Raw genomic sequence first — 17,488 nt, forward strand, 5'->3', positions numbered from 1 at the left:
GGCTAGATTAGTAATAGCTTAAAATTAGTTTTAGGTATTTGAATTTATTATAGAAGTTGTTAAATATATTTATCTTTAATAATTTGAAAAGAGGGGTCACACGATGAGAAAAATGAAAACTATGGATGGAAACACTGCAGCAGCTCATATTTCATATGCATTTACTGAAGCTACAGCAATCTATCCTATAACACCTTCTTCAGCGATGGCAGAATACGTTGATGAATGGGTAGCTCAAGGAAGAAAAAACATTTTTGGCCAAACAGTAAAAGTTATGGAAATGCAATCAGAGGGTGGAGCGGCTGGAGCAGTCCACGGTTCATTACAAGCTGGAGCATTAACAACAACTTACACTGCATCACAGGGATTATTATTAATGATTCCTAACATGTATAAAATAGCAGGAGAATTGCTTCCATGTGTATTCCACGTATCAGCAAGAGCTCTAGCTACTTCAGCTTTAAATATCTTTGGTGATCACCAAGATGTTATGGCAACAAGACAAACTGGATTTGCATTGCTTGCTGAAGGATCAGTTCAAGAAGTTATGGACTTATCAGGAGTTGCTCATTTAGCAGCTATTAAGTCTAGAGTACCTTTTTGTAATTTCTTTGATGGATTTAGAACATCTCACGAAATTCAAAAAATCGAAGTTTTAGAATATGATGAACTAGCTAAGCTAGTAGATTATGATGCGCTTGACGCATTCCGTGCAAGAGCATTAAATCCAAACCATCCTGTTACTAAAGGTACAGCACAAAATGCTGATATATACTTCCAAGAAAGAGAATCAGTTAATAAGTTCTACGATGCAGTACCAGATATAGTTGAAGGCTACATGGCAGAAATTACTAAGTTAACTGGTAGAGAATACCATTGTTTCGATTACTATGGTGCACCAGACGCAGATAGAATAATTATCGCTATGGGTTCAGTTACTGATGTATGTGAAGAAACAATAGATTACTTAAATGCAAATGGACAAAAAGTCGGAGTAGTTAAAGTAAGACTTTTCAGACCATTTTCAATAGAAAAATTACTTAAGGTTATTCCAAGCACAGTTAAGACAATTGGTGTTTTAGATAGAACTAAAGAACCAGGATCTGCTGGAGAACCATTATACTTAGATATTAAAAATGCATTTTACGGAACACAGAATGCTCCAGTTATAGTTGGTGGTAGATTCGGATTAGGTTCAAAGGATCCAAATCCATCTCATATAGCAGGTGTTTATGATAATTTAGCTAAGGCTGAACCAAAAAATGGATTTACAATTGCTATAGTTGATGATGTTACACATACATCATTAGAAGCTACTGCAGATATAGATGCTACACCAGAAGGAACTACAGCTTGTAAGTTCTGGGGACTAGGATCAGATGGTACTGTTGGAGCTAATAAGAGTGCTATAAAGATTATTGGAGACCATACAAGTATGTATGCTCAAGGATATTTCTTCTATGATTCTAAGAAATCAGGTGGTATTACAGTATCTCACTTAAGATTTGGTAAGAAGGCAATTAAATCACCATACCTAATAAACAAGGCTGATTTTATTTCTTGTTCTAATCAATCATATGTAAATAAATATAATGTGCTTGATGGATTAAAGCCAAATGGTAAGTTCTTATTAAATACAATATGGACTCCAGAAGAAATTGAAACTAAGTTACCAGCTGCATATAAGAGATATATGGCTGAAAACAATGTAGAATTTTATACATTAAACGCTGTAGGTATAGCTCAATCAATAGGTCTTGGTGGAAGAATCAACATGATAATGCAAGCTGCTTTCTTTACAATAGCAAACATTATTCCAGTTGAAGATGCAATCAAGTACTTAAAAGATTCTGTTATTTCTTCTTATGGTAAAAAGGGACAAAAAGTTATTGATATGAATAATGGAGCTATAGATAAGGGTGTTGAATCCTTTGTTAAGATAGAAGTTCCAGCTTCATGGAAAGACGCTGTTGATGAAGAAGTTGTTGATACTAAGAAGAAGTCAGACTTTGTTAAAAATATAGTAATTCCAATGAACAGACAAGAAGGAGATTCACTTCCAGTTTCTACATTTATGGGAATGGAAGATGGTACTTTCGAAGCAGGTACTGCAGGTTATGAAAAAAGAGGAATCGCAGTTAATGTTCCAGCATGGCAATCAGATAAGTGTATACAATGTAACCAATGTGCATTTGTATGTCCACATGCTGCAATTAGACCGGTACTTTTAACAGAAGAAGAAGCTAAAAATGCTCCAGCTTCATTAAAGGCTGTAGATGCCAAGGGATTGAAATCAGAAGAGCCATTAAAGTACTTCATGTCAGTTACGCCACTTGATTGTGTTGGTTGTGGAAACTGTGCTCAAGTTTGTCCAGTTAATGCATTAATAATGCAACCTCAACATACTTTATCTGATCAAATGGAAGCTTTTGACTACGCTGTTGATGTAGTTACACCTAAAAAGAATCCAATGAACAGACTTACAGTAAAGGGTAGTCAATTTGAAAAACCATTACTTGAATTCTCAGGTGCATGTGCTGGTTGTGGAGAAACTGCATACGCTAAGTTAATTACTCAATTATTTGGTGATAGAATGATGATTGCTAATGCAACAGGATGTTCATCAATTTGGGGAGGATCTGCTCCTTCAACTCCATACACTAAGAACCATAAAGGATATGGTCCAGCATGGGCTAATTCATTATTCGAAGATAATGCTGAATATGGAATAGGAATGTTCCTAGGAGTTAAGGCTATTCGTGATAGAGTTGCTGGAAACTGTCAAGCTGCTTTAGAAGCTGGAATAGACGGTGAAGCTAAGGCTGCTACAGAAGACTGGTTAGCAAATGTTGATAACGGTGAAGGAACAAGAGATAGATCTGATAGATTAGAAGCTGCTCTTGCAAAACTTGACACTAAGGAAGCTAAGGCAATCTTAAAAGAAAAAGACTTCTTCGTTAAGAGATCTCAATGGATCTTTGGTGGAGATGGATGGGCTTACGACATCGGATACGGTGGAGTTGACCATGTGTTATCATTAGGAGAAGACGTAAATATATTTGTATTTGATACAGAAGTGTACTCAAATACTGGTGGACAATCTTCTAAATCTACTCCAACTGCTGCAATCGCTAAGTTTGCTGCAAGCGGTAAGAGAACTAAGAAGAAGGATCTTGGTATGATGGCTATGACTTATGGCTATGTATATGTTGCTCAAGTTAATATGGGAGCAGACAAGAACCAAACTCTTAAGGCTATAGCAGAAGCTGAAGCTTATAAGGGACCATCATTAATCATAGGTTATGCACCATGTATTAATCATGGACTTAAAATTGGTATGGGTAACAGTCAATTAGAAGCTAAGAGAGCTACTGAATGCGGATATTGGTCAATGTATAGATATAATCCACAATTAAAGGGTACTAAAAACCCATTCTCACTAGATTCTAAGGAACCAACTGCAGACTTTAAGGAATTCTTAATGGGTGAAGTTAGATATGCTTCACTTGCAAAGGCATTCCCAGAACAAGCAGATGGGTTATTTGAAAAGACTCATCAAGACGCAAAAGAAAGACTAGCAGGATACAAGAAATTAGCTGAATAGTCTTAAAAATAGAAAGAAGTGGGCTTTAGCCCACTTCTTTTTATTTATTAAAAGTTAAATAAAAATAGTGCTTTTATTTTATATTAATTAAGGTTACAATGAACAGACACTTGAAAATCTAGGAGGTAATGAAAATGGATAAAGAATTAAATAAGGACTGTAATGGTCAAGAAGAAGAAAGTTGTAAATGTGGTAATGACCATAAGAATAACGAAGAAGGATGCAATTGTGGGAATGATCACGATCATAGCAATGAAGACTGCGATTGTGGAGAAGATTGCGATTGTGGACATGATGATGATTTTGTAATTGATTTAGAAGATGATGATGGAAATATAGTATCTTGTCCGATTATAGACACTTTTGAATTTGAAAAAAATGAGTATCTATTAGCTCAAAGCCCAGAGGATGATTCTGTATACATGTTTAAATCAGTTGGAGAAGAATTAGTAGTTCCTGAAGAGGAAGAATTCAATAGAGTTTCAACTTATTATAATGATGAATTAGTTGGAAAATAAAAGAAGAGTGGTATTTCCACTCTTTTTTTTGTATAAATTCATAAATATTTAGGTGAAAACGAAAACCTACATTTACATTATTCAATAATAATGCTATATTTTTTATATATTAAAGAAGATAAATTTTCAATAAAAGTGATAATGGAGGAAAGAAAATGGATTATTCAAGAAAGGCGGAACGTATTACGCCATCAATTACTTTAGCAATTACAACAAAGGCTAAAGAATTAATTGAAAAAGGAAATGATGTTGTAAGCTTTGGAGTAGGAGAACCAGATTTTAATACGCCAAAACACATTATTGATGCAGCCGTAAAAGCAATGGAGGAAGGAAAAACGAAATATACCCCTACTCCAGGAATTATTGAACTTAGAAAAGCTGTATGTGATAAGCTTAAAAAGGACAATGAATTAATATATAGTCCAAACCAGATTGTTGTATCAACTGGCGCAAAACAATCTTTAGCAAATGCCTTTATGGCTATTTTAAATCCTGGGGATGAAGTCTTAGTCGCAGAAGCTTATTGGGTTAGTTACCCAGAGCTGATAAGATTAGCAGATGGTATTCCAGTGATTGTAAAAACTAAAGCTGAGGATAACTATAAATTTACATTGGAATCATTAAATAAATTTATATCAAATAAAACAAAAGCAATAATAATAAATAGTCCGAACAATCCTACTGGCACAATATATTCTAAAGAGGAGTTAAAAATTATAGCAAAGTTTGCTAAAGAAAAAGAGTTAATAATAATTTCAGATGAAATATATGAAAAATTAATATACGATGGTGAAGAGCATATAAGTATAGCGTCTTTATCAGAGGATAGTTATAATCGAACAATAGTAATAAATGGTTTATCTAAAGCTTATGCTATGACAGGCTGGAGAATTGGATATGCTGCAGCAAATATGGATATAATAAAACTTATATCATCTATTCAAAGCCACATGACCTCTAATGCAAATTCAATAGCTCAATATGCTGCTGTAGCTGCATTAAATGGCTCGGATAGAGAATTAAATAAGATGGTAGTAGAATTTCAAAATAGACGAGATTATATGCTAGATAGAATATCAAAAATAGAAGGATTAAGTTGTATTAAACCATCAGGAGCTTTCTATGTTATGATAAATATTGAAAATTTTCTAAATACAAAGTTTAATAATAAGGAAATTAACAATTCAGTTGATTTCTCTCAGGTGCTTTTAGAGGAAGAAATGGTTGCTGTGGTTCCTGGTGCCGGATTTGGAATTGATATGTATGTAAGATTATCATATGCTACATCGATGGAACAAATAAAAGCAGGATTAGATAGAATTGAAAGTTTTTTAAATAAAATCAGAAAATAACAATAAATAGCGGAGCAAATGCTTCGCTATTAACATATAAAGAGTTATTTATATGTTATTTGGCATATAATAGATTTATAAGGATTCAGGAGGGAAGAGAATGAAAAGATTAGCAATATTTGATGTGGATTATACAATAACAAAAAAGGAAACACTTATGGAATTGTATAAATACACTATAAAGGAAGATAAAAGAAACATAAGATTTTTACCCAGGGCATTGTTTAGTGGTGGTATGTACATTTTAGGATTTTATGATGAGAAAAGAGTGAAAGAAAGCTTTCTTAAATTTTTAGAAGGTTTTAATGAAAAAGAGATGCAAAGACTTACAAAAAGATTTTATAAAAATAGATTAAGTAAAATTATTTATGGTGATGCATTGAAAATGATGAAAAAGTTGAAGAGCGAAGGATATGATGTTTATCTGATATCTGCTTCTCCAGAATTTTATTTACAAGAATTATATGCAATAAATGATGTGGATATGGTTATAGGAACAAGGTTTGATTTTAAAGATGGTAATTTTATTAGAAGTATGAATGGAAATAACTGCAAGGGTGAGGAAAAAGTAACTAGATTAAAGGAAGTATTAAAAGAAAAAGAAATAGAAGTAGATTTTAAAGAATCGTATATGTTTTCGGATTCTTTATCGGATAAGCCTTTGTTTGAATTAGTGGGTAAACCCTATTTAATTAATTATAAGAAGAAACATCAAATTGAAATATTAAGATGGAAATAAGGTACAATCAAAGAAAGAAGGAATAAAAATGAAAGACGCAATAGGAATATTCTATATAGAAAATGGAAAGACAAGGGGTATTGATAATTGGGAAAATCAAGAAGGAACAGATATTATATATGAAGTAATCCGTGTTATAGAGGGAAAAGTACTTTTTTATGAAAGTCATTATGATAGAATGGTAAACTCTTGTATATTAAGTAATACAGAATTTAAAATGACAAAATATTCTCTTAAAAAAGATATAGAACTATTAATAGAATCAAATAAGGTAAGAGAAGGAAATCTGAAAATTACTTTTAAGAGTAAAGAAAAAGTTTTAAGAATATTCTGCATAAAACACTCATATCCAACAACTGATATGTATAAGTTAGGAGTAAAGACCATTCTTTACTATGGAGAAAGAACAAATCCAAATGCTAAAATAATAAATAATAATTTTAGAAAAGATGTTCAAGATAAGATTGAAGAGAAGAATGCTTTTGAAGCTATTTTGGTAAATAAAGATAATAATATAACAGAGGGAAGTAAATCTAATATTTTTCTAATTAAAGATGAAATACTATTTACATCTAGGGTTGAATTAGTTTTGCCAGGGGTTACTAGGACAGAAATAATAAATGTAGCAAAAAAGAACAATATTAAAGTTTGTGAAGGAAATGTAAATGCAGATACAATAGAAGAATTTGACGCATTATTTATTTCAGGTACTTCACCTAATATACTACCTATTAGTGATGTTAATGATATAAAATATAATATTAATCATAAATTGTTACGACAACTTATGATTTTATTTGAAGATACAATAAAACGACAAATCAATGTTTAAATTTATATTAATAGGGCATATTACAATATTAATTCTTATATGATATAATTATTTAAAGAGATTTGTAGGAGAGGGTTGATTATGGATTATACATATTTGGGTAAAAGTTTGGAAGAATGTTTAGAACAAGCTGAAAAGGATTTAGCTATATCGAGAGAACAAATTAATTATGAAATAATTAAAGAAGAAAAAGGATTTTTGAGAAAAAAATGTGAAATTATTATCCATACTATAGATTTAAATACAGAAAAAAATATAAATGAAAAAGAAGTTATAAAAGAAGAAGAATTTATAAATAAAGTAGAAGAAAAAGATTTTACTATAGAAGAAAATCGTATTATTTTACATACAGACGATTCTTTAAAATTAGAATTTGAAAAAGATATAAAAGTCTTTGTAAACGATGAGGAGAGGCCTAATTTACAAGAAGTAACATCAAAGGATAATATTAGATTTCAATGTGAAAATATAAGTGGAATAAGAGAATTTAATATAGCTATAAGTAATAATAGAATGGAAGTTAAAGTATCATTGAATTATAGACCAGAAGAAATAATAGGTATTAGTTGTACAAAAGTAGCAAGTAGATTAAAGCTAGTACAAAAGAAGACCTCAGGAGAATTTCCACCTTTGTATACAAAAAATGAAATAAAGCTGGCGCTAAAGGAAAAAGGAGTAGTTTTTGGATTTTTAGAGGATGCTCTTGATGGAGTATGTACCCAAAGAGAAGTGGTTAATGAAATTATTGCAAAAGGAATTTTATCTATAAATGACGAAGATGACATAATAGATATAAAATTTGAAAATACAAAAAGAAACGTAAAACAAGATTCAAATGAAAAAATAGATTACAGAAATGTGTATTCTATAGCTAATGTAAGTAAAGATGATATATTAGGAGAGATAATTAGAGGTAAAATAGGTATCAATGGAATAGATGTTTTTGGAACGGAAATTAAAAAGAAAAATAAAAAAAATCTAAAGATACAGACTAAAGAAGGATGTATAATAGATGGAAATAAAGTTATAGCAACCACAGAAGGTCGGCCTACAGTTAAAAATGGAATATTTTATGTGAATAAAATATTTGAGGCAGCTCATGATGTAGATATTAAAAGTGGGAATATCTCTTTTATTGGCGATGTAAAAATTACTGGTAGTGTAAAAGATGGGATGAGGGTTGAGGCAGGAAATATAATAGATGTAAGTGGAAATGTAGAAAATGCTAAGATAATAGCCCAGGGAGAAGTACATATTAAGGGCAATTGTTTAAATGCTAATATATTAGTAGGGTCTAATAATCTTTCCGTTCAATTATATTTAAATGAATTGATAGAGTTTAAGAAAAATCTAGAAGATTTGATGAGCTCCTATGAAGATATAAGCAAACGAAACTTATTGGGGGCAGATAGATCTGTTGGGGAAATAATAAAAGTTTTACTTGAAACTAAATTCAAAGATATACAGAAAGAATCTATGATGATTTTAGTGAATAATGAATCTACATTGGAGAATGGAACTAAGCTTAAGAAAATTTTAAGGACAAAATTTATCGGATCTGGGCCTTTAAGTATAAAGTATTCTAGTGAAGTATACGAATTAATAAAGTATATAGATATAGAAATAGAACCATTGGCAAGTAAACTTATGATTCCAGTTGATTTATATTTGAATTATTGTCAAGATACAACAGCAAAAGCTACTGGGAATATATTTATTACAGGCAAAGGTCAATATACTTCTAATTTATCTGCAGGTGGGAATATAGAATTTGAAACATCAGGAGCTATAGCAAGAGGTGGATGTTTAAGTGCTGGAAAGGATATAAAAGCAAAAATTGTTGGTAGTATAGCTGGTGTTACAACTTTTTTAAAAGTTCTAAAGAGTGGAGTTATTACAGCAGATATAGCATACCAAAATAGTGTTTTTATCTTTGAGGAAAGACAGTATTTATTAGAAATAGCATCTAAAGATATAAGGGCATATATTAATGAAAAAGGCGATATTGTAGTAGATAAATTTGTACTCTAGGAGGATATATATATATGGAAACAAAAAACATGAAAATACTAATCTTTAGTTTAAATGGAGAACATTATGCTACTGATATTTGCGATGTAGAAAGAATATTAGGATATGTTCATGCAACTGAAATGCCAGATGCTCCAAACTTTATAGACGGTGTACTTAACTACGAAAATAATATTTTACCTATAATAAACCTTGAGAAAAAGTTTAATTTCCCCACAGATAAGGGACAAGCAATAAATGAAGATGAGACCACAAAAATAATAGTTATTAAAAAGGATGAAAAGAAATTCGGAATAATTGTTGATACAGTTTATGAAGTATCAGATGTTAGTAGTGATTTGTTTGAAGAAGCACCACCTATAACTACTACTGTATCTAGAAGATATATGAAAGGTTTAATTAAACTAGATAATAGAATAGTAATTCTTTTAGATATGAAAGAAATATTATCAGAAGATGAAGAAGATTTAATTTTTTAGGGGGAAAAGAGAAATATGGTGGAAGTAAAAGTTGGTATTGCAGATCTAAACTTAGTCATGCCACCAGGTAAGATTATGACCATAGGGCTTGGTTCGTGCATTGGAATATCTCTATATGATAGAATAACCCAAACAGCAGGATTGGCTCATATAATGTTGCCTGATAGTACTCAGTTTAGAAAAGTCACTCAACCATTGAAATTTGCAGATTTAGCAATCCCTCTTCTTATTAAGATGATGGAAGAAAATGGATGTAGAAAAAGAAATCTAATTGCAAAGATTGCTGGCGGCGCATCTATGTTTAACTTTTCTGATAAAAGTATTATAAGCGATATAGGAAAGAGAAATGCTGAGTCAGTTAAAGTTGCTTTAGCGAAAGCCTCAATACCTATTTTAGCGGAGAATACAGGTGGAAATAAAGGTAGAACGATGATTGTAGATTCCAGTGATGGAGTAGTAACGTTGAAAACAGTTGGGAAAGATATCATCACATTATAGGGGGTTGATATAGGTGACAAAAATAAAAGTAGCAGTAGTTGATGATTCAGCGTTTATGAGGAAAATAGTTACAGATTGTATAAATACAAATAATGAAATGGAAGTAGTTGCAAAATTTAGAAATGGAAAAGATTTATTAGAACAAGTTGATAGATATAATCCGGATATAATAACTTTAGACATAGAGATGCCGGTATTAAATGGATTAGAGACTTTAAAGGCGTTAAAAGAACTAGGAATGAAATACCCAGTGATAATGTTAAGTAGTTTAACATCTCAAAATTCAGTGCATACACTAGAATGCTTAGAACTGGGGGCTATGGATTTTGTTGAGAAACCATCAGGTAGTTTATTATTAAGCAGTAATGAATTTAAAGATACATTAATTCAAAGAATATCTGAAATTGGAAAAAGTAGAAAAAATTCTAATAATACGGTTATAATTCCAAAGAGAATAGATCCTGTTATAAAAAAAAGAACTAGCCAAATAAAGGCAATAATAATAGGAGCATCCACTGGTGGACCTAGGGCATTGCAAGCTGTACTTACAAAAATTGATGGAGATATTGGAGTTCCAGTTTTTGTAGTCCAACATATGCCTAAAGGTTTTACAAAAGCCTTTGCTGACAGGCTTAATGGAATATGTAAATTAAAGACTGTTGAGGCTGAAGATAACATGTTAATAGAAAAAAATACTATATATATAGCTCCAGGTGGATGTCATATGACTGTTGGAAGTGGAGATAGAATAAAAAACAATGAAGAACCTTCTATATGGGGAGTTAGACCTGCTGTTGATAAACTTTTTGAATCAGCTGTAAAAGTTTATGGTGGAAATCTACTTTCGGTTATCTTAACAGGAATGGGTAAAGATGGATCAGCTGGTACGGTATTAGTTAAAGATGCTGGGGGGATAACTATATCGGAAGATGAATCAACATGCACAATATATGGAATGCCCAAGGTTGCATATGAGACGGGAAAGGTAGATATAGTACTTCCACTACCAGATATTCCTGGCAAAATTAACAGTATAGTAAAAGGGAGATAAGTATGGAATTTAATGACTTTCACAAATGGATACACAAAGAACTAGGTATTAATCTTTTAGCTTATAAACCAGAGCAATTAAATAGAAGAATAAATAGTTTAATGGGAAGAATAGGGGTTAAAACTTTAGAGGAATACACAGTTCTTATCAAAAAGGATGAGATGCAAAGGCAAAAGTTTTTAGATTTTATAACCATTAATGTAACTGAATTTTTTAGAAATCCAGAACTTTATGGTGATCTTGAGGACATTTTAAAAAGGGAGTTATTAATTAAAGGGAATCAGTTAAAAATATGGAGCGCCGCATGTTCCATAGGGTGTGAACCTTATACTCTAGGAATTATTTTAAATAAATTAAATAAAACCAGGAAACACAATATAATAGCTACAGATATTGATAATACAATACTTACTAGAGCCAAAAGTGGTGAATACGGAAAGCTTGAAATGAAAAATGTTAGTGCAGATAATTTGGCTGAGTATTTTACTGAAAAAGATGGTAAGTTTTATATAAATAGTAATATTAAATCTATGGTTACATTCAAGAAACATGATTTGATTCTTGGAAGTTATGAAAAAGACTTTGACCTAATTTTATGTAGAAATGTTGTTATATATTTTAACAATGATATAAAAAATGAAATTTATAAAAAGTTTAGCGAATCTTTGAAAAAGGGTGGATTACTATTCGTTGGTGCAACAGAAAGCATTTATAATTATAAAGAATATGGCTTCGAAAAAGCGTCTACCTTTATTTATAGAAAATTGTAAGGAGGAATTTTAATGGATACATCACAATATATGAATATGTTTTTAGAAGAATCTATGGAGAATTTACAAACATTAAATGAATCACTTTTGGATTTAGAGCAAGATCCGAATGATGTAGATAAGTTAAATCAAATATTTAGAGTTGCACATACAATTAAAGGAATGGCTGCTACTATGGGATTTAGCGATATTGCAGAATTAACACATACAATGGAAGATGTTTTGGCTAAATTCAGAGAAGGTGAATTAAAAGTAACTCAGCAGGTTGTAACAGTTTTATTTGATTGTCTAGATACTCTAGAAAAAATGGTTACAAATGTTGAATCTGGTTCAGATGAAAAAATTGAAATAGGTGAAATAATGAAAGCCCTTCATGAAATAGTAGCGGTAGATGAAAAGACGGAAATAAAAGTGGAAAAGGTCAATAAGGTAGAAACGAGTACGAGTAAAGATACGAAAGTTATAGAACTAAATCAATATGATAAATCAGTTATATTGCAAGCTAATGAAAAGGGATATAATGCTATTAATATAAGGATAACTCTAAGTCAAAATACTTTATTAAAATCTGCTAGAGCATTTTTAATAGTTAAGGATCTTGAAGAAGCTGGTGAAATTGTTAAATCAATGCCCGCTACTGAGGATATAGAAAATGAAGAATTCGATTTTGAATTATCATTCTTATTACTTACTGAAAATTCAGAGAGTCAAATAAAATCATTAGTTGAAAATATTTCAGAGGTTAGAGGTGTAGAAGTTGAAACAATAGTAGTTGAAGATGAAATTCCTGAACAAAAGGTAGAAGCACTTAAAATAGTTGAGCCTAAGGATATTGAAGAAAAGATTAAAGAGACAAAACCAGTAGTTAAAAAGGAAAGTCATAAAAAAGCTCACCAATCTGTAAGGGTTGATCTTGAAAGAATAGATAAACTTATGAATATGGTATCAGAGCTTGTTATATATAGAACTAGATTAGAACAAATTGTTTTGAATTTTAAATCTCCAGAATTATCAGAAACTCTTGAACAAGTAGGTAGAACAACAACAGATCTACAAGATTTAGTTATGAAAATAAGAATGTTACCTCTTGACACTGTCTTTAATAGATTCCCAAGAATGATCAGGGATATATCTGTTGAATTAAACAAAGAAATAAACTTTGTTATTGAGGGAGCTCATACTGAACTTGATAGAACAGTAATAGATGAAATAGGGGAGCCTTTAATACATCTATTAAGAAATGCTGCAGATCATGGGGTAGAACCTCAAGAGGTAAGAATTGCTCAAGGAAAAACACCTGTTGGAACAGTTAAGCTTGTAGCATATCAAGAAGGAACAAAGGCTTTAATAAAAGTAAGTGATGATGGAGCTGGAATCAATTTAGCAAGGGTAAAAGCTAAGGCAGAAAAAATGGGAATATCCACTGACGGCTTAAGTGATAATGATATTAAAAACTTAATATTTGCTCAAGGGTTTAGTACAAATGAAGTAGTTACAGATATTTCAGGCAGAGGCGTAGGAATGGATGTTGTTAAAACAAAAATATCTGCTTTAGGTGGAACTGTAGAATTAACAAGTGAAGAAGGAAAAGGATCTACCTTTGTAATACAATTACCTTTAACGCTTCAAATTATACAAGCTTTATTGGTTAATGTAGGAAAAGAAACCTTAGCTATTTCTCTTGGATTTATAGATAGAGTAATAGATTATAAAGAAGAAAACATTAAAAGAACTAATGGAAGAGAAGTTATTATCTATAGGGAGAATGTTATTCCATTACTAAGATTAAATGAGATGCTTTCTATAGAAGCTCAAGAGTCAGAAAAGAAATTCGTAATAATTGTTAATGTAGGAAGTAAAACAGTTGGATTATTAGTAGATTCTCTACTAGGACAACAAGAAATTGTTATAAAACCACTAGGCAAAACATTGAAGTCTTTAAAGGAATATATAGGGGCTACGATATTAGGGAATGGTTTAGTAACATTAATACTTGATGTAGGAGCGTTAGTATAATATAATAATGGGAGGTATAGTATGGAAGAGAACAAGTTGTCGGATATGCAGTTAGATGCGCTGCAAGAAGTATCTAATATTGGTGCTGGGAATGCAGCTACATCCTTATCTATTTTGCTAGGGAAAAAAATAGATATGGCTGTGCCTTCTGTTAATATGATTGAATTTGCCACATTAATTAATAGTGGTGGAGAAGAAGAAGTAGCGGGTATAGTTGTACGAGTCCTTGGCGATTTTTCAGGTAGTATATTAATCATTTTTGAAAAAGATATTGCAAAAAATATAATCGAGATGTTAACAGGAACAAGGGAAGAAGAATTTTCAGAACTTGGAGATTCAGTTTTGTGTGAGATAGGAAACATTCTTTCTGGATCTTATATGAATGCTATAGCACAATTTACAGGATTAAGGGTTGTAGCATCAGTACCTGCAGTTGCAGTTGATATGCTAAGTGCAATTTTAGCAACAACATTTGTAGAATCTGGGCAATACGATGAATACATACTTGATATAGAAACAGTTTTCTTAGATGAAAACAACGGTAATGTAGGAGCACATTTTTACTACATACCTGTACCAGGTTCCATAGAGAAAATACTAAAAACTATAGGTGTTAATTAAATTGGAGGTATGAACAATGGCTAAAGTATTAATAGTTGATGATGCAGCTTTTATGAGAATGATGATAAAAGATATTCTTCAAAAAAATAATTTCGAAGTAGTGGGCGAGGCTAGTAATGGAATAATCGCTGTAGAAATGTATAAAAAGGAAAGACCGGATGTGGTAACGATGGATATTACAATGCCAGATATGGATGGAATAGAAGCTGTTAAGGCAATTAAGGCATTTGATCCTTCAGCAAAAATAATAATGTGTTCTGCAATGGGGCAACAATCCATGGTTATGGATGCAATTAAGGCTGGAGCTAGAGACTTTATTGTAAAGCCTTTCCAAGCAGATAGAGTTCTTGAAGCAATAAATAAAGTTGTTAATGCATAATTCTAATGTATAGGAGGCGAGTTAAATGCAAATAGTAGTATTTAACCTAGGTGAAGAACATTTTGCAGTAGAAACTGAAAAAGTTCAAAGTATAAATGATATGATGGAAATAACAATAGTCCCTAATGCTCCAAGTTATATAAAAGGATTAATTAACTTAAGAGGTAATATTAAATCATTAGTGGATATTAATTTATTATTAAATGCAAATTCAACAGGGGAACAACAAAATATAATAATATTAACTGTTGAAGATGAAGAAATTGGAATAACTGTAGATGAAGTTGAAGAAGTACTAGTAATTGATGAAAATCTCATACAAAAAATGGATAATGAAGAAACAAGCCCATATATCAAAGGTATATTAAATTATGATAATATGTTATTAACTATTATTGATATTGATAAACTTTTAAATTAAAAAATAAAGTGAGGGAAAAGTATGGCAGATGTTCTATCCCAAAATGAAATAGATGCATTGTTATCTGCCTTATCGACAGGAGATATAGAACCTGATCAGATTCAGGAAGAGGAAAAACATAAGATTAAGCTCTATGATTTTAAGAGTCCACAAAAATTCTCTAAGGATCATATAAGGACTCTTGAGTTAATTCATGATAACTTTGCCAGAATTATTTCGAACTATCTTACATCCCAGATAAGGGTTAATGTAAAGGTTAAAATACAAACTGTAGAACAGATAACTTATGAAGAATTTATTCACTCAGTACAAAATCCTACAATAATGACATTATTTAAAATGCCACCATTAACAGGTACAATACAGCTTGAGACTAATGATCAGTTTTCATTTCAAGTTCTTGACATCCTTTTAGGGGGAACAGGAGAAAGGAAAACAACTAGTAGTGAGTTCTCAGAAATAGATAAAAACATAATGTTAAATGTAACTACAGGAATACTTGCGAATTTGAAACTTGCCTGGGAAGATATATTAGATGTAGAACCAGAGGTTGACGGAATTGAAACAAATCCCGCAATAAATCAAACCTTAGCACCTAATGAGCCTGTAGCCTTAATAACATTTTCTGTGGAAATGGGTAAAAGTAATACATTTATTAATTTATGCATTCCTTATTTATCACTTGAAAAAGTATTAGATAAGTTAGTAGTACAATACTGGTTCCACAATGAAAATGGAGATTTAATGGAAGAATCCAAGCATAAATTGGAGGTTGGACTTAACCCTGTTAAAATAGGGATTTCAGCAGAGCTAGGAGAGACTCATATAAGTGTTGATGATTTCTTGAAATTAACTAGCGGAGATATAATAAAGCTAGATAATAAATTTACAAGTCCTATTAAAGTTTATATTGAGGATCAGGAGTGCTACTATGCTAAACCTGGTATTTTAGGCAAAAATATGGGAGTAGCAATACTAGACATAATAGATAAGGATGTGAATGACTATGAGTAACGGCTTTTTATCTCAAGAAGAGATTGATTCACTACTAGGTGGTGGAGATAATAAGCAATCAGAAGTTGATGCAAAGGATAGCAGTAAGGAAGAAGTATTATCTGATATAGAAAAAGATTTACTTGGAGAAATAGGAAATATATCTATGGGATCTGCATCTACTGCTCTTTATCAGCTTATAAGTCAAAAAGTTAATATAACTACCCCAGTAGTTACTTCAACTACTTTAAATGAAATAAAAGATAGCTTTATAGCCCCAACAATTGTATTAGATGTTAAATATACAAGTGGAATTGTAGGAAGAAATATATTAATCATAAAAACTGAAGATGCTGCAGTTATTGCTAATCTTATGATGGGTGGGGACGGAAAACCTGAAACTCATGAGTTGTCAGAAATGGAAATAAGTGCTGTTCAAGAAGCTATGAATCAAATGATAGGTTCAGCAGCCACTTCTATGGCAACTATGTTTTCTAGAGAGGTGAATATTTCTCCTCCTGTGGCTAAAATATGGAAAACGAATGAAGAGGAGTTGTCTTCTGAAATCGCCGGTGATGAAAAGATAGTAAGAGTTAATTTTAATATGACTATTGGTGATTTAGTTGATAGTAGCATAATGCAAATTTTACCTCTCCCTACGGCTAAAAAGATCGTCTCTATTATGATGGGAAATGAAGAACCAGAGGTTAAACCACCAGTTGTGGAACAACCAAAAACCATAGAACAAACTCCAGAACCCATCTATGAAACACCGTCACCACAAGTTCAGAACAAACCTATTGTAGAAAGACCAGCTCCGCAAGTGGAAGTTCATGAAGCTAGTTTTGAACCATTAAAGGAGAGTAGATTTTCAGGATCTCCTAAAAATATTGATTTAATATTAGATGTTCCATTAGATATATCAGTTGTGCTAGGTAGAACAAAAAAAAGTATTAAAGAAATATTAAGTCTTGGAACTGGATCTTTAATAGAACTTGAAAAATTAGCTGAAGAACCAGTTGAAATTTTAGTTAATGGTAAGAAAATAGCATATGGTGAAGTTGTAGTAGTTGATGAAAATTTTGGTGTTAGAATAACTAATATAATAAGTAATGTGGAGAGAATTAAATCTCTTAAATAGATTATTTCAAAAAAAGCGTAGGTTTCTACGCTTTTTTTTGTGG

The 17,488-nt window shown here is 31.4% G+C and carries 16 protein-coding genes; all 16 read left to right on the forward strand.

The annotated features are described in order from the left end of the window. Window positions 1-103 precede the first annotated feature (103 nt). Window positions 104-3,604: a pyruvate:ferredoxin (flavodoxin) oxidoreductase gene (nifJ, locus tag CLVI_RS07205; protein WP_106059444.1), complete on the forward strand. Its 3,501-nt coding sequence runs from the start codon at window positions 104-106 to the stop codon at window positions 3,602-3,604. 134 nt (window positions 3,605-3,738) lie between these two features. Further along, on the forward strand, window positions 3,739-4,122 hold the full coding sequence (locus CLVI_RS07210; protein ID WP_106059445.1) for a DUF1292 domain-containing protein: 384 nt from the start codon (window positions 3,739-3,741) through the stop codon (window positions 4,120-4,122). A 155-nt stretch (window positions 4,123-4,277) separates the two neighbouring features. Beyond that, the gene (locus CLVI_RS07215; RefSeq protein ID WP_106059446.1) at window positions 4,278-5,474 is read left to right on the forward strand and encodes a pyridoxal phosphate-dependent aminotransferase; all 1,197 of its coding nucleotides are present in this window, start codon (window positions 4,278-4,280) and stop codon (window positions 5,472-5,474) included. Window positions 5,475-5,574: 100 nt separating this feature from the next. Next, window positions 5,575-6,213 carry an HAD-IB family hydrolase gene (locus CLVI_RS07220; RefSeq protein WP_106059447.1) on the forward strand — a complete coding sequence of 213 codons (639 nt, stop codon included), beginning with the start codon at window positions 5,575-5,577 and terminating at the stop codon, window positions 6,211-6,213. Between the two features lie 28 nt (window positions 6,214-6,241). Then, a complete protein-coding gene (locus CLVI_RS07225; RefSeq protein ID WP_106059448.1) occupies window positions 6,242-7,045 on the forward strand; it encodes an aminotransferase class IV in 804 nt (267 codons plus the stop codon). Between the two features lie 81 nt (window positions 7,046-7,126). Next, window positions 7,127-9,076, forward strand: coding sequence for a flagellar assembly protein A (locus CLVI_RS07230; RefSeq protein ID WP_106059449.1), 1,950 nt, complete (start codon window positions 7,127-7,129; stop codon window positions 9,074-9,076). Between the two features lie 14 nt (window positions 9,077-9,090). Then, on the forward strand, window positions 9,091-9,555 hold the full coding sequence (locus CLVI_RS07235; RefSeq protein WP_106059450.1) for a chemotaxis protein CheW: 465 nt from the start codon (window positions 9,091-9,093) through the stop codon (window positions 9,553-9,555). A 15-nt stretch (window positions 9,556-9,570) separates the two neighbouring features. Then, window positions 9,571-10,053 carry a chemotaxis protein CheD gene (locus tag CLVI_RS07240; RefSeq protein WP_106059451.1) on the forward strand — a complete coding sequence of 161 codons (483 nt, stop codon included), beginning with the start codon at window positions 9,571-9,573 and terminating at the stop codon, window positions 10,051-10,053. Between the two features lie 13 nt (window positions 10,054-10,066). Further along, window positions 10,067-11,104 carry a protein-glutamate methylesterase/protein-glutamine glutaminase gene (locus CLVI_RS07245; RefSeq protein WP_106059452.1) on the forward strand — a complete coding sequence of 346 codons (1,038 nt, stop codon included), beginning with the start codon at window positions 10,067-10,069 and terminating at the stop codon, window positions 11,102-11,104. Window positions 11,105-11,106: 2 nt separating this feature from the next. Further along, window positions 11,107-11,874, forward strand: a complete 768-nt coding sequence (locus CLVI_RS07250; RefSeq protein ID WP_106059453.1) for a CheR family methyltransferase — start codon at window positions 11,107-11,109, stop codon at window positions 11,872-11,874. A 12-nt stretch (window positions 11,875-11,886) separates the two neighbouring features. Further along, window positions 11,887-13,890 carry a chemotaxis protein CheA gene (locus tag CLVI_RS07255; protein WP_106059454.1) on the forward strand — a complete coding sequence of 668 codons (2,004 nt, stop codon included), beginning with the start codon at window positions 11,887-11,889 and terminating at the stop codon, window positions 13,888-13,890. A 21-nt stretch (window positions 13,891-13,911) separates the two neighbouring features. Next, window positions 13,912-14,511 carry a chemotaxis protein CheC gene (locus CLVI_RS07260; RefSeq protein WP_106059455.1) on the forward strand — a complete coding sequence of 200 codons (600 nt, stop codon included), beginning with the start codon at window positions 13,912-13,914 and terminating at the stop codon, window positions 14,509-14,511. A 16-nt stretch (window positions 14,512-14,527) separates the two neighbouring features. Beyond that, window positions 14,528-14,890 carry a response regulator gene (locus tag CLVI_RS07265; protein ID WP_106059456.1) on the forward strand — a complete coding sequence of 121 codons (363 nt, stop codon included), beginning with the start codon at window positions 14,528-14,530 and terminating at the stop codon, window positions 14,888-14,890. A 25-nt stretch (window positions 14,891-14,915) separates the two neighbouring features. Beyond that, complete coding sequence (locus CLVI_RS07270; protein WP_106059457.1) at window positions 14,916-15,311, forward strand: chemotaxis protein CheW; 396 nt, start codon at window positions 14,916-14,918, stop codon at window positions 15,309-15,311. A gap of 21 nt (window positions 15,312-15,332) precedes the next feature. Beyond that, entirely contained in the window at window positions 15,333-16,325 is a 993-nt protein-coding gene (gene fliM / locus CLVI_RS07275; protein WP_106059458.1) for a flagellar motor switch protein FliM, read from the forward strand. Continuing rightward, on the forward strand, window positions 16,318-17,445 hold the full coding sequence (gene fliY, locus CLVI_RS07280; protein WP_106059459.1) for a flagellar motor switch phosphatase FliY: 1,128 nt from the start codon (window positions 16,318-16,320) through the stop codon (window positions 17,443-17,445). Before fliM ends, fliY begins: the two co-directional genes overlap by 8 nt. Window positions 17,446-17,488: the final 43 nt, after the last annotated feature.

This window comes from Clostridium vincentii (assembly GCF_002995745.1).
GTDB lineage: Bacteria > Bacillota > Clostridia > Clostridiales > Clostridiaceae > Clostridium > Clostridium vincentii.